The 14,083-nt window shown below is 63.7% G+C and carries 11 protein-coding genes and 1 tRNA gene; 10 read left to right on the top strand and 2 right to left on the bottom strand.

All coding sequences use genetic code 11. The features are described from left to right. Both AC1DZ8_RS31555 and AC1DZ8_RS31550 read right to left on the bottom strand, forming a co-directional pair. The coding region (locus AC1DZ8_RS31555; protein WP_477402252.1) for a transposase family protein at positions 1–246 on the bottom strand (246 nt) is incomplete at its 3' end. Positions 247–525: 279 nt separating this feature from the next. Beyond that, entirely contained in the window at positions 526–1,332 is an 807-nt protein-coding gene (locus AC1DZ8_RS31550) for an undecaprenyl-diphosphate phosphatase (protein ID WP_477309040.1), read from the bottom strand. Positions 1,333–1,500: 168 nt separating this feature from the next. Here AC1DZ8_RS31550 and AC1DZ8_RS31545 point away from each other — a divergent pair, with 168 nt between their 5' ends. The 10 genes from AC1DZ8_RS31545 to AC1DZ8_RS31500 all read left to right on the top strand — a co-directional run bounded on the left by AC1DZ8_RS31545 (position 1,501) and on the right by AC1DZ8_RS31500 (position 14,016). Continuing rightward, entirely contained in the window at positions 1,501–2,193 is a 693-nt protein-coding gene (locus tag AC1DZ8_RS31545) for a glutathione S-transferase family protein (RefSeq protein WP_023728745.1), read from the top strand. Further along, positions 2,174–3,328, top strand: a complete 1,155-nt coding sequence (gene queG / locus AC1DZ8_RS31540) for a tRNA epoxyqueuosine(34) reductase QueG (RefSeq protein WP_477309042.1) — start codon at positions 2,174–2,176, stop codon at positions 3,326–3,328. Before AC1DZ8_RS31545 ends, queG begins: the two co-directional genes overlap by 20 nt. Continuing rightward, positions 3,325–4,227: an SDR family oxidoreductase gene (locus AC1DZ8_RS31535; protein WP_477309044.1), complete on the top strand. Its 903-nt coding sequence runs from the start codon at positions 3,325–3,327 to the stop codon at positions 4,225–4,227. Before queG ends, AC1DZ8_RS31535 begins: the two co-directional genes overlap by 4 nt. A gap of 65 nt (positions 4,228–4,292) precedes the next feature. After that, complete coding sequence (gene mepA, locus AC1DZ8_RS31530; protein WP_477309046.1) at positions 4,293–5,390, top strand: penicillin-insensitive murein endopeptidase; 1,098 nt, start codon at positions 4,293–4,295, stop codon at positions 5,388–5,390. A gap of 105 nt (positions 5,391–5,495) precedes the next feature. Further along, positions 5,496–6,515 carry a glucokinase gene (locus AC1DZ8_RS31525; RefSeq protein WP_477309048.1) on the top strand — a complete coding sequence of 340 codons (1,020 nt, stop codon included), beginning with the start codon at positions 5,496–5,498 and terminating at the stop codon, positions 6,513–6,515. Positions 6,516–6,684: 169 nt separating this feature from the next. Continuing rightward, complete coding sequence (locus AC1DZ8_RS31520; protein WP_477309050.1) at positions 6,685–8,544, top strand: ABC transporter ATP-binding protein; 1,860 nt, start codon at positions 6,685–6,687, stop codon at positions 8,542–8,544. Then, on the top strand, positions 8,541–9,362 hold the full coding sequence (dapB, locus tag AC1DZ8_RS31515) for a 4-hydroxy-tetrahydrodipicolinate reductase (protein ID WP_477309052.1): 822 nt from the start codon (positions 8,541–8,543) through the stop codon (positions 9,360–9,362). Before AC1DZ8_RS31520 ends, dapB begins: the two co-directional genes overlap by 4 nt. 95 nt (positions 9,363–9,457) lie before the next feature. Beyond that, the gene (locus AC1DZ8_RS31510; RefSeq protein WP_477309054.1) at positions 9,458–10,078 is read left to right on the top strand and encodes a 2,3-bisphosphoglycerate-dependent phosphoglycerate mutase; all 621 of its coding nucleotides are present in this window, start codon (positions 9,458–9,460) and stop codon (positions 10,076–10,078) included. 75 nt (positions 10,079–10,153) lie between these two features. Continuing rightward, positions 10,154–10,238 (top strand) — tRNA-Leu (locus tag AC1DZ8_RS31505). Positions 10,239–10,818: 580 nt separating this feature from the next. Then, positions 10,819–14,016: an amino acid permease gene (locus AC1DZ8_RS31500; RefSeq protein WP_477309056.1), complete on the top strand. Its 3,198-nt coding sequence runs from the start codon at positions 10,819–10,821 to the stop codon at positions 14,014–14,016. The last annotated feature ends 67 nt before the right edge of the window (positions 14,017–14,083 follow it).

Here is a 14,083-nt window from a genome sequence, read left to right as displayed (position 1 = left end):
GCCTGCGGCAAAGGCAGCGAACGCACGCCCGAAGGCCTCCGGATCAAGCAGCCGCAACAGCCGCGAGAAGGTGTCATGGCTGGGTGCCTCTTCATAGTCGATCAAACGCGACAGCGCCTGCTTGCGCTCTTGCGCGAACAGCGAAAACTCCGTCGCGTTGGTTGCGCCACACAGGCTTGCCGCGATCATCATCACGATCAGATCGCCTAGCCGGTGCGTGGCGTTGGCCGCACGCGGATCTGGCACCGCSCCGAAATAGCTCTCAAGGCTGGAAATGGCAGTCGCTCCTTCGCTAAGACTGCCTTCCCAAAGAATCTCTTCTCAAGCCAAGCCCAAAATCGCCATATGCGATTCCCCTGCCCTTGTGGGGAGGGTCGGTGAGCAGGCGACTCGAAGCGTCGTAGGCGAACCGGGGCTGGGGTATGGCGCCGCCCCCCACCCCGATCCGCTTTGCGGATCGGCTTGCCGGGGCGAGCCACGTGTCTCGCCCGTCCTTCGGACCCCAACAAGGGGGGAGGGTAAAGCTCACCCCCAGATCATCAACGCCACCAACCCAACCGCACCCACCACCAGGCGCCACCAGCCGAACAGCGAGTAGCCGTTGCGCGAGACGTAATCGAGCAGGAAGCGCACGACGAACAGCGCGGTGACGAAGGCGGCGACGAAGCCGATGGCGATGATCGGCAGGTCGGCCGTGGTCAAGACGTTGCGGTTCTTGAACAGGTCGAAGGCGAAGGCGCCGACCATGGTCGGGATGGCGAGGAAGAAGGAGAATTCGGCCGCCGCGCGCTTGTCGACGCCCAGAAGCAGTGCGCCGACGATGGTCGAACCGGAACGCGACGTGCCGGGGATCAGCGACAGGCACTGGAACAGGCCGATCTGCAGATAGAGCCTTGTCGGGAAGCGCTCGACATCGCGGTAGACCGGCTGCAGCTTCATGCGGTCGACGACCAGCAGGATGACACCGCCGATGATCAGCATGATGCAGATCAGCCTTGGCGATTCGAACAGCACCGTCTTGATGAAATCATGCGCCAGCGCGCCGATGATGGCCGCCGGCAGGAAGGCGATCAGGATGCCGAGGACGAAATGCCGCGTCAGCCGATCATGCGGCAGGTCGAGCAGCATCTGCCACAGGCGGCGGAAATAGACGCTGAGGATGGCCAGGATGGCGCCGAGCTGGATCAGGATCTCGAAGGCCTTGCCGGTGGAATGGAAGCCGAGAAAGTGGCCGGCGAGCAGGATATGGCCGGTGGAGGAGACCGGGATGAACTCTGTCAGCCCCTCCAGCAGGCCGAGCAGCAGGGCTTCGACAATGGTGTGGCTATCCATGGCAACCTCGGCATTGAAGTGACGATAGGAAACGGCTTGCAAATGGCTTGCTTGTCACGGCGGGCAAGTCCCCCTATAGGTCGCAACACCGTGACGGCCGCATGACGGGCCGCCAAGACTTACCGGTGCGCCCTGCGATTCGCCAGTGCGCTGAATTATCGCGGAACCATGCTGACGCTTTTCCATCACCCGATGTTCGCCACCTGCCGCTTCGTTCGCCTCGCCTTCGGCGAGTATGGCGAGGAGCTGGCGCTGATCGAGGAAAAACCGTGGACGCGGCGCAAGGAGTTTTTGGCACTGAACCCGGCCGGCACCTTGCCGATCCTGCTTGCCGAAGGCGACGTGCCGATCGTCGGCGCCATGGTGATCGCCGAATATCTCGACGAGACGCGCGGCGTCTTGAAGCGCGACAAGCGCCTGTTTGCCGAAGACCCGATGCAGCGCGCCGAAATCCGCCGTCTCACAGACTGGTATCTCAACAAGGCCGAGGGCGAAGTGACGCGGCATCTGGTGCGCGAACGCGTGCTGAAGCCGGTGATGCCGGAAACGGCGGGCGGCGGCTCGCCCGATTCGGCGGCGATCCGCGCGGCCCGCGCCAACATTCGCCAGCACATGAAATACACCAACTGGCTGGCCGGCACCCGCCACTGGCTGGCCGGCAGCAAGGTGACCTATGCCGACCTGGCAGCGGCCGCGACGCTGTCGGTGCTGGATTATCTCGGCGAGATCGACTGGCGTGAACATGCCGCGGCGCGCGAATGGTACACGCGGGTGAAATCGCGGCCTTCCTTTAGGCCGCTGCTCTCCGACCGGGTGCGCGGCCTGTCGCCGGTGTCGCATTATGCGGACCTCGACTTCTAAAAGCCAAACCCTGCGCGCGCTGATCGACGCAGAGGCGCGGCGCGCCGGCTTCGATGCGGTTGCGGTCACTTCTCCCAGCGCGATCCCGCTGGCGCCGGCAAGGCTCGCCGAGTTCGTCGCCGACGGTTTTCATGGCTCGATGGCGTGGATCGCGGAGACGCTGGAGCGCCGCAGCGAGCCGTTGACGCTATGGCCCGACGTGCGTTCGATCGTCGTGCTGGCGATGAATTACGGTCCGGACCATGATCCGCGCACGCTGCAGGCAAGGCGCGACCGCGGCGCGATCTCGGTCTATGCGCAAAACCGCGACTATCACGAAATTATGAAGGGCCGGCTGAAGGAAATCGCCGGCAAGATCGTGGCGCAGGCCGGCGGCGACGTCAAGGTTTTCGTCGATACCGCACCGGTGATGGAAAAGCCGCTGGCCGAGGCCGCCGGGCTCGGCTGGCAAGGCAAGCATACCAACCTGGTCAGCCGCGAGCACGGCTCCTGGCTGTTCCTCGGCACCATCTTCACCACCGTCGAGCTCGAGCCCGACGCGGCCGAGGCAGACCATTGCGGCTCCTGCCGCGCCTGCCTCGATGCCTGCCCGACCGATGCCTTTCCAGCGCCCTACCGGCTCGATGCCAGGCGCTGCATCTCCTACCTGACCATCGAGAACAAGGGGCCGATCCCGCACGAATTCCGCGACAAGATCGGCAATCGCATTTACGGATGCGACGATTGCCTTGCCGCCTGCCCGTGGAACAAGTTCGCCCGCGCCGCCTCGGAAGCAAAGCTTGCCGCCCGCGCCGAATTGCGTGAGCCAGCGCTGGTCGAGTTGCTGCAGCTGGATGACGCGGCGTTCCGAGCTTTCTTCTCGGGCTCGCCGATCAAGCGCATCGGCCGCGACCGTTTTGTCCGCAATGTGCTGATCGCCGCCGGCAATTCCGGCGATGCTTCGCTGGCCGGCGAGGTTCGCGCCTTGCTCGGCGACGCCTCGCCGTTGGTGCGCGGCGCGGCGGTGTGGGCGCTGGCGCGGCTGGTGCCGGAGGCCGAATTCAGCGAGCTGGCCGCTGCCGGCTCGAAAACCGAAACCGACGCGACAGTGCGCGACGAATGGCTGTCCGCGCTGCCAATTGAGGCGCATGCATGAGCGAAAAGCAGGTCTTCATCTTCGGCGCGGGCTATTCGGGCAAGGCGTTTGCCCGGGCCAACAAGCAAGCCGTGCCGGTTTTCGGCACCACGCGCACGCCGGAAAAGGTCGAATCTCTCAGGCAGACAGGCATTATGCCGTTGCTCTTCGACGGCGCGCTGACCCCTGAAATCAGCGACGCGCTGGAGAAAACCACCCACATGGTCGTCTCGGTGGCGCCGGAAGAGGCCGGCGACCCCGTGCTGAATGCGGCGCGTCAGGCGATTGCGGCGATGCCGGCACTTGAATGGATCGGCTATCTCTCGACTGTCGGCGTCTACGGCAATTATGACGGTGCCTGGGTCGATGAAACAGACGCATGCCGGCCGGTGTCGAAGCGCTCGGCCATGCGGGTGGCGGCCGAGCAGGACTGGCTCGAGCTTGGCCGCGCGACCGGGAAGCCGGTAGCAATCCTGCGGCTTTCCGGCATTTACGGGCCGGGCCGCAACGCTTTGGTCAATCTGGAAAACGGCTCCGCACGGCGTCTGGTCAAGCCGGACCAGGTCTTCAACCGCATCCATTGCGACGACATTGCCGGTGCGCTCTGGCATCTCATCGGCGGCAATACAGGCGGCATCTTCAACGTCACCGATGACGAGCCGGCACCGCCGCGGGATGTCGTTACTTATGCGGCTTCGCTGATGGGAATTGAGCCGCCGCCCGAAATTCCTTTCGAGACCGCCCAACTTTCGCCTATGGCGCGGTCCTTCTATGGCGAGAACAAGCGCGTCGCCAACACAGCGATCAAGGCGGCGGGCTACCGATTCCGCTATCCGGACTACCGCAAGGCGTTCGACGGGATGTGGGCCGACGGGAGCTGGCGCGACGGCGAGCCGCGTAGCCCGATGAAGGGCGGATAATCGAAACGCAGCGCCGGGCGTGGTATGATTCGCCTGGATTAGTGGCCTGCAGCAGAGGGGGGCTCATGACGATGTCGATGCGATCCTTGCCCGGCAGACGCCCGTTCCTGACGGCGGCGCTGGCGATTGTCGCACTGGCCGGACTGATGGCGGGCGCAATAACGGCCGAGCCGCGGGCAAAAGACCTGTTCGGCGCCAAAAAGCTGCCGGCGGTGGCTGCGGCGCAATCCTTCGGCTTTTATTCCAGGGGCTGCTTCACCGGCGGCGTCGCCATTCCGATGGACGGCCAGAACTGGGAAGTGATGCGTCCCTCGCGCAACCGTCGCTGGGGCCATCCAACGATGATCGCGCTGATCGAGAAACTGTCGCGCGATGCCGCCGCCGACGGCTGGCCGGGCCTGTTGATCGGCGATATCTCGCAGCCGCGCGGCGGGCCGATGCTGACCGGGCACGCCTCGCACCAGATCGGCCTCGACGCCGATATCTGGCTGACGCCGATGCCCGACCGCAAGCTCACGACCCAGGAGCGCGAGAACATCAGCGCCACGCTGATGGTCGACGACAAGACGCATCTGGTGAAGGACCGGCTGTGGAAGCCGATGCACACGCAGCTTCTGAAGCGCGCGGCGAGCTATCCGGAGGTCGAGCGCATCCTGGTCAATCCCGGCATCAAGAAGAAGCTCTGCGACACCGTCACCGGCGACCGCTCCTGGCTGCGCAAGATCCGGCCGTTCTGGGGCCATGACTATCATTTCCATATCCGCATCGGCTGCCAGCCGGGCTCGCCCAACTGCAAGGGACAGGAAGCGACGCCCGACGATGACGGCTGCGGCAAGCCGCTGGCCTGGTGGTTCACCGAGGAGCCGTGGCGCCCCAACAAGAACCCGGATGCGCCCAAGGCGCGCGACGTGATGACGATGGCGAACCTGCCGAAACAGTGCCAGTTCGTGCTCGACCAGCCCGATGCCGACTCGGTTGAAGCCGTCACTTATCGCGGCGGCGGCGTGCCGATCGCTGCCAGGGCGCCGGAACCGGACGCGCCTGCGCCGCCGATTGCCGGCAACGCCGGCGGCTTGCCAGGCACGGCCAACGCCTTCACCGCCACGCCCGAGATCGGCATTCCCCTGCCAAGGCGACGGCCGCCGGCAAACGTCGGTCAGTAATGGCGAACTGACGCTTTCCCTTTTCCGGGTCATGCGCTAGTCAATCGATTGAAAAACGGGCGATTGAAACCGGCGCAACGTCGCCACAAAGGGGACGACCAAGGCATGGCAGGCGACGACGACGCAGCGTTGCGGTTTCCAGTGCTGATCGGCGATATCGGCGGCACCAATGCGCGCTTTTCGATCGTGCTCGATGCGAATTCGGAAGCCGGCGAGCCGCAGATCGTGCAGACGGCCAATTTCAATACCATCGACGAGGCGATCCAGGCAGCGGTGCTCGACCGCTCGTCGGTGCGGCCGAATTCGGCGGTGCTGGCGATCGCCGGGCCGGTCGATGGCGACGAGATCCCGCTCACCAACTGTCCCTGGGTGGTGAAGCCGAAGCAGATGTTTTCCAATCTGGGCCTGAGCGACATCGTCGTGCTCAACGATTTCGAGGCGCAGGCGCTGGCTGTCGTCGCGCTCGGCGAGGAGCATATGGAAAAGATCGGCGGCGGCACGCCGGAGGAAAATGCCGGACGCGTCGTGCTCGGCCCCGGCACCGGGCTCGGCGTCGCCGGGTTGGTGCATGCCCTCAACCACTGGATACCGGTGCCTGGCGAAGGCGGCCACATGGATATCGGGCCGCGCACACCCCGTGATTTCGAGGTTTTTCCGCATATCGAGAAGCTCGAAGGCCGCATTTCGGGCGAACAGATCCTGTGCGGGCGCGGCCTGGTCAATGTCTACCGGGCGGTGGCCAAGGCGGACGGAAAACCGTCGGCCTTCACCACGCCGGCCGAAATCACGGGGGCGGCGCTGGCCAAGACCGATGCGGTCGCCGAGGAAGCGCTGGCGCTGTTCGTCACTTGTCTCGGCCGCACCGCGGGGGACCTGGCGCTGGTGTTCATGAGCCGCGGCGGCGTGTTTTTGACCGGCGGCATCGCGCAAAAGATCGTGCCGGCGCTGAAGCAAGGCAATTTCCGCGCCGCCTTCGAGGACAAGGCGCCGCACAGCGCGCTGATGCGCTCGATGCCGGTCTATGTCATCACCCACCCGCTGGCAGCGCTTCTCGGCCTCGCCGCCTATGCCCGCAACCCTTCGCTGTTCGGCGTCCAGACCGCGGGGCGGCGCTGGCGGGTGTGATCCATTTCGTACCGAACATGGGACTTTTCCGGGAAAAGGTTGCCGCATTCGTGACCCCAACCCTGGGTCGCGACGAAGTTTCGCCATAGGCAAGCCGTAGCCGGGGCGGTAAGAGGGGGCCGAATTCCAGCCCGCTCTATGACGCGGAAACCGACAAAGCGCTGCAGATTTGACATTCCAAAGCCCAAACAGATTGAAGGTGCGGCCGACCGAGGTCTCGGCCGTGCTGCGCCGCATCCTGGCTGAAAACAGCCGTGACTATCGCTGGCACTATGCCGTCGCCATCATCTGCTCGCTGCTGGTTTCGGGCACGACGGCCTTCAGCGCCTGGATCATGGCGCCGATGGTCAACCAGATATTCTACGAACGGCAGGGCGGCGCCGTCTTGTGGATCTGCGCCGGTTTCATGGGCGCCTTCATGATCCGCGGCTTCGCCGGCTACGGCCAGGCGGTGGCGCTGGCCACCATCGGCAACAATCTGGTGGCGCGCTACCAGAGACGCATCTTCGATCATCTGATGAAGCTCGGCGTCGACTTCTTCAACGACACGCGTTCGGGCCGGCTGGCGGCGCAGGTCAATGAGAATGTCGGCGGTATTCGCGACCTTTTGTCGTTGACCATCGTCTCGATCACCCGCGACGCGGTGACCCTGGTCGGCCTTGTAGGCGTCATGATCTACCAGGATCCGGTGCTGTCGCTGAGTTCACTGCTGATCGGACCGCCGCTGATCTGGGCCGTCGTCTACATCACGCGTCGGGTACGCAAGATCAACCGGGAATCGGTGCTCATCAATTCCCGGCTGATCGGGGCCGTGCAGGAGGCCACCCAAGGCATCGCCATCGTCAAGGCCTTCACCATGGAGGAGGAGCTGTCGCGCCGCATCGGCGACCTCGCCGCCAGCGCCGAACAGCGCAGCAACAAGATCGCCCGAGTCTCGGAGCGGCTGTCGCCGATTTCGGACATGCTGGCCGGCCTCGCGGTCACCGCGGTCATCGGTTATTCCGGCTATCGGGCGCTGGTGCTCGGCCAGCCACCGGGTGCGGTGTTTTCGTTCATCACCGCGCTGATCCTGGCCTATGATCCGGCGCGGCGCCTGGCGCGCATGCAGGTCTCGATGGAGCGAGCACTGGTCAATGCGCGCATGATCTACGAGCTGCTCGACCGCGAGCCGAAACAGGGCGACGCGCCGGACGCCGCCGAGGCACATTTCACCACCGGCGCGGTGCGCTTCAACAACGTGTCCTTCCGGTATGTCGAGGAAGTGCCGGTGCTGCAGGATCTGAGCTTTACCGCCGCCGCCGGCAAGATGACGGCCATCGTCGGCGCCTCGGGCGCCGGCAAGACGACGCTGGTGGCGCTGCTGCAGCGCTTCTACGATGTCGATGCAGGCACGATCGAAATCGACGGCCAGGACATTTCCAAAGTCACCAAACACTCGTTGCGAAGCTCGATCGCTTATGTCTCGCAGTCGCCCTATCTGTTCGAAGGCACCATCCGCGACAACATCCGCTATGGCCGGCTTTCGGCCACCGACGCCGAAATCGAACAGGCGGCACACCAAGCCGCTGCCGACGACTTCATCCGCATGCAGCCGCAGGGCTATGACACGCCGGTCGGCGAAAGCGGCGCGACGCTGTCGGGCGGCCAGCGCCAGCGCGTCTCGATTGCTCGCGCCATCGTGCGCAACGCACCGATCCTGCTGCTCGACGAAGCGACCTCGGCGCTCGACAACGAGGCCGAAGCCCGCGTCCAGGAAGCGCTCACCCACGTCATGGCCGGCCGCACCACCATCGTGATCGCGCACCGGCTGTCGACCGTGGTCAATGCAGACCACATCATCGTCATGGAAGCCGGCCGGCTGGTCGAGGAAGGCACGCATGCCTCGCTGATGGCCGATCCGCACAGCGTTTATGCCCGTTTCCACCGGGTGCAGGGCAAGAAGGGGCTGGGGCTTGTCGACGACGCCAAGCCAATCCAAACTCCGCTGCCGCGTTCGCGTGGAAAGAAGGTGGTGGGGAGGACCGTATGAGCGAATCCGGCGATATGGGCCTGGTGGTGGTGGGGGCGGCCGGCCGCATGGGCCAGACGCTGATCCGCGCCATCCATTCGATGCCGGGGGCGCGCGTCGTCGGCGCGGTCGAGCGCACCGGATCGCCCTATCTCGGCAAGGATGCGGGCGAACTTGCCGGCATCGGCATCATCAATGTCACGATATCGGACGACCCGCTGCCGGTGTTCGCCAAGGCCGACGGCGTGCTCGATTTCACCGCGCCGGCAGCCACCGTCGAATTCGCCGGCTATGCCGCGCAGGCGCGCATTGCCCATGTCATCGGCACCACCGGCTGTTCGGCCGAAGACAATGCGAAGATAGAAGCGGCAGCGCGCCATGCGACCATCGTCAAGTCCGGCAATATGAGCCTCGGCGTCAATCTGCTGGCAGTGCTGGTCGAGCAGGCGGCGCGCGCGCTCGACGGCGACGATTTCGACATCGAGATCCTCGAAATGCACCACAAGCACAAGGTCGACGCGCCGTCGGGCACCGCCTTGCTGCTCGGCGAAGCGGCGGCCGCGGGTCGCGGCATTCCCCTTTCCGGCAACGATGTGCGGGTGCGCGACGGCCACACCGGCGTGCGCAAGCCTGGAACGATCGGCTTTGCCAGCTTGCGCGGCGGCTCGGTGGTCGGCGACCACAGCGTGATCCTGGCCGGCACCGGCGAGCGCATCACGCTGTCGCACCATGCCGAGGACCGCGCGATCTTTGCCCGCGGCGCGGTGAAGGCGGCGCTTTGGGCTCGTGCGAGGAAGCCTGGACTGTATTCGATGCGGGACGTGCTCGGCCTGAGCTGAAGCATCTATTTTTCTTACGCAATTCCGGACGGAAAACCGCTACACACTTTTCCTGGAATTGCTCAGACCCACCCCACAAACTCGAAGGAGCAAACATGTCGGGAACTCTCGTGCTCGTGCGCCACGGCCAGAGCGAATGGAACCTGAAGAACCTGTTTACTGGCTGGCGCGATGTCGACCTGACCGAGCAGGGCCACGAGGAGGCCAAGGAAGCCGGCGCAAAACTCAAGGCGCGCGGGCTGAAATTCGACATCGCCTTCACCTCGGCGCTGATCCGGGCGCAAAAGACCTGCCAGCACATTCTCGACGCCGTCGGCCAGAGCGATCTGAAGACGATCCGCGACCAGGCGCTGAACGAGCGCGACTATGGCGACCTTTCCGGCCTCAACAAGGACGACGCCCGCAAGAAGTGGGGCGAGGACCAGGTGCACATCTGGCGCCGCTCCTACGACGTGCCGCCGCCCGGCGGCGAAAGCCTGAAGGACACCGGCGCCCGCGTCTGGCCGTACTATCTGCACGACATGCAGTCGCATGTGCTGAAGGGCGGCACGGTGCTGGTCGCCGCGCACGGCAATTCGCTGCGCGCGCTGATCATGGCGCTGGACGGCAAGAGCGGCGAGGAGATCGTCAAGCTCGAACTCGGCACCGGCGTGCCGGTGATCTACAAGCTCAACGCCGATTCCACGGTGGCATCGAAGGACGTGTTGGAAAACTGAGCCGGCGCCCTAGGAGCGGGTTTGAAAAAAGCGCGTTGACACCTGTCGCTTGCCCGCTTACATGAGCCCGCACCAGCCCAGATGGCGGAATTGGTAGACGCGCACGGTTCAGGTCCGTGTTCCGCAAGGAGTGGAGGTTCGAGTCCTCTTCTGGGCACCAAATTCCCGTTTCGAACCGCTTAGCGTGGTTGAGACGCCTGACAAAAAAGCCCGGTTCGTCCGGGCTTTTTTGTTGCCTGTGGTTCTGTGGTGTCAGCGACCGCCCCTGGCGCTCGCCGATGCCTTCACCCACATCACGGAACTGGAAGGCTTCGAACTTGCCCGAGAATGGCGAGGCACCCCAGCAAAAGCCGGTGAACGTGTTGACGATCTACAGCCGCGTTCATCTGCAACTCTCGAACGAGAGCGCTCGGCAACAGTATCGTTTTATCGTTAAACAGCCATCGGCGGCTTGTATTCTCGACTATTCGCTTCGCCTTTGCGTCGATGCCTATAGATGAAAGGGGCTGACGACTTCGAGAGCGAATGAGATAAGACCCGCCGCGCCGCACGCACATTGTCGAACCGTGTACCCGCCAATCGACAGTGATTATCGATCGGATCGGCCTTGGTACGAAGTCTTAATATGTCTCACCTAGGTTCATCTTTGACTTCGAGAGCGCTGCGTTAGACAGAAACACCTCTACACAGTTTACGATCGCGAGTCTGACAGCGCTCCGCACTGGAATGGATGTCTCAGAATGCGCGACGTCACCCCTTCTCGACCGCACCCGAGAACCCTGGGATGGGTGGGCACGACAGCGCTCGCCATGGGTGGCAGCAATCAAAGCCTCTTTCTGATCGCCGCTCTTTTTGTCGGCCAAGGTAATATTCCCGGTCAAGGAAGCGCCGCGGTTCCGTTGCTCTTCATTGGCCTGCTGCTTGGCTGGGCTGCCGCGCCGGCGTGGACCGAACTGGTTCTCATGTGGCCAAACCGCGTCGGCGGCATCTCTGCGGCGTGTGCGGAAGCTTTCAGGCCTTACAGTCCCGTCCTCTCGGCCTTGACGGGCACTTGCTATTGGTGGGGCTGGGTTCCGACCTGCGGACTGACCGCGATTCTTTCAGCGTCTGCAATCCAGCAATGGTACCTGCCGGGCCTCCCCGTGGAGGCGGTCGCCTGCGGGCTTGTCGCATTCTTTGCGGCAGTCAATTTGTGCGGAATCAAGTGGGTGGTCCGACTGGCGATACCGGTCGCCACGGCCTCCGCAATACTGGCGTTTCTCTCGTCCCTTGTCCCGGTCATCAGTGGCGAAGTCGACTGGCGCAAGGCGACGGATTTTGCGCTGACCAGCCCGTTTGCCGGCCTGTTCGGCGATATCACGTCGGTGATGGCGGGGCTCTACCTGATCGGATTCGCCGCGCCGGCATTCGAGGCTGCAGCCTGCCATGTTGGCGAAACCATCGACCCCAACCGCAACATTCCCCGGGCGATGTGGGCCAGCGCGGCAATGGCCGGCATCTACTTCCTTGTCCTGCCGGTCGTCTGGCTGGGTGTGCTTGGACCTGAGCCGCTCGGCACCGACCTCGCCATGGCTCTCGGGCCGACGTTTGCGCCCCTGTTGGGCAGTTTCGGCAAGGCGGCCGCCATCTGGTTCATCATGTTCAACATGTTCCATGGAACGTTGCAGCCATTGGCAGGCGCCGCGCGGACCCTCGCGCAGCTGAGCGAAGACGGCCTGCTGCCGAGATTCCTGGCCAGCCGCATCTCGACAACGGATTGCCCATGGGCGGCAACGCTGCTCACCGCTGCCGCGGCAATCGGTTTCATGCTGTGCGGTTATCCCCTCTGGATGATCGCCGCAGCCAATTTCACCTACCTGATCAGCATCTGCATGCCGAACATCGCAGTCTGGCTCTTGCGCCGTGACAGCCCCGATGCCAAGCGACCCTTTCGGGCTCCCAGAGGAACGATCGTCCTTGGCGTGGTCGCGGCGGCAATATGGCTATTGACCGCCATACTGGGCTTCCAGCAGTTTGGCCTTCCTACCGTCCTGTTCGGTCTGGCGTTGGCCTATTCGGGTGCTGCGCTTTACGCCTGGCGCGCCCTGGAGGATCGCCACGCGCTGGGTCTACCCTTGCTGCCGCATACGCTTCACCTGAAGCTTACGGGAGCCATGCTTTTTGTGCTTGTGCTTGACGGTGCCGGCTACTTCCTGGCGATCGGCAGTGTTCCCAACGCCGATGCGTCCCTGATCTCCGCGCTGGAGGACATTTTTGTCGTTGTCGCGTTGATGACCATCAGCGTCGGCCTGATCATGCCGGGAATGATCACCCATTCGGCAACCGAGGTGAGCGACGCAGCGAAGCGTTTGACATCCGGAACGCTGAAGGACTTCTCCCTCGCCATGGCCGCTCTTGGGCGTGGAGACCTCGCTGCTGCGCACGCCTCCGTGAACATCATGCCGGTGCAGGTAAACTCTCGCGACGAACTCGGAGAGATGGCCGAAAGCTTCAACCTGCTCCAGGACAAGGTGAGGGAAGCCGCCCATGGCCTGGACGAAGCGCGCGAGAACATGAACGTAGCGCGCACCGAACTCATGGCACGGCACGAGCAAATCGCGCATCTCGCGCACCACGATCCGCTTACCGGTCTGGCGAACCGAACGGCCCTTGCTGCGCACCTGACCACGACGCTCGAGTGGGCGAGAGCAAAGCATGCCAGCTTTGTCGTGTTCAGCATCGACCTTGATCATTTCAAAGAGACCAACGACGTCTTTGGGCACGCGGCCGGCGACGATCTCCTGTGCACCATCGCCCGGCGTCTTCAGGCTGCGGCGCCAGAGGCCTTTGTCGCCCGCATGGGCGGCGACGAATTCACGCTTGTCCTGGCCCTGGATGAACGACCCGCCGGAGCCAGGGAAGTCGCCGATCGTCTGTTCGAATCGGCGGCGGGCGAATTCGAAATCCGCGGCCAGCACATTTCAATCGGGCTGAGCATTGGCGCGGCGATCTATCCGAGGGACGGAGACAGTGCCGCATCGCTCATGGCAAATGCCGACGCCGCGCTCTACAGAGCCAAGGCGGACGGTCGCCGAATGCTGCAGTTCTTCGACCCGGAAATGGATCGGCGACTGAGAGAACGCTATGCCTTGCAGCAGGATTTGCGATCGGCGGTCACACGCGGCGAACTTGTGCTCCACTATCAGCCGCAAGCCCGCATAGACGGCGAAATCTTTGGTTTTGAGGCACTTGCCCGTTGGCACCACCCAAAACACGGGCTCGTCTCGCCGACCGCGTTTGTCTCCCTTGCCGAACAGGACGGCACGATCGTCGAAATAGGGGAATGGACGCTCAGGCAGGCCTGCAAGGACGCCGCCTCCTGGGCCTCACCTCTGCAGATCGCTGTCAATCTTTCCCCTGTGCAATTCCGCTTCGGGGACCTGGTGGGTCTCGTTCATTCGATCCTCTACGAGACCGGCCTTGCGCCGGGGCGTCTGGAACTGGAAATCACGGAAGGGGTCCTGATCCGCGATCGGGCAACTGCACTGTCGGTTCTGCGGCGATTGAAGGCGTTAGGCGTCAGGGTCTCCATGGATGATTTTGGCACCGGATATGCCTCGCTTTCCTCGCTGCAGGCGTTTCCATTCGACAAGATCAAGATCGATCGCAGTTTTGTTTCGGGTGTCGGTTCGAACGTCCAGTCAGCCGCGATCGTGCGCACGATACTCAGCCTGGGGAATGCACTGGCCTTGCCTGTCATTGCAGAGGGCGTTGAAACAGAAGACGAGCGTGTTTTCCTGATGAAGGAAGGATGTCCCGAGATACAGGGGTATCTGGTGGGGCACCCGCATCCAATAGCGCTCTATAAAGATGTGACGGATGGCTTGTCTCCAGGATCTGCCTTGGGGGATTCCGACGTATCCCCCGCTGCAGCCCAGGCGTTTGGCGTGACAGGATAGTATTGGGCGGAGATCGTGGCCTGCGCTGTCGGCCGCGTCATCGATCAGGCTCATTCCTGAACAGATC

The organism is Mesorhizobium sp. P2_F7 (genome assembly GCF_056403695.1).
This window is presented reverse-complemented; position numbering and strand designations above follow the sequence as displayed.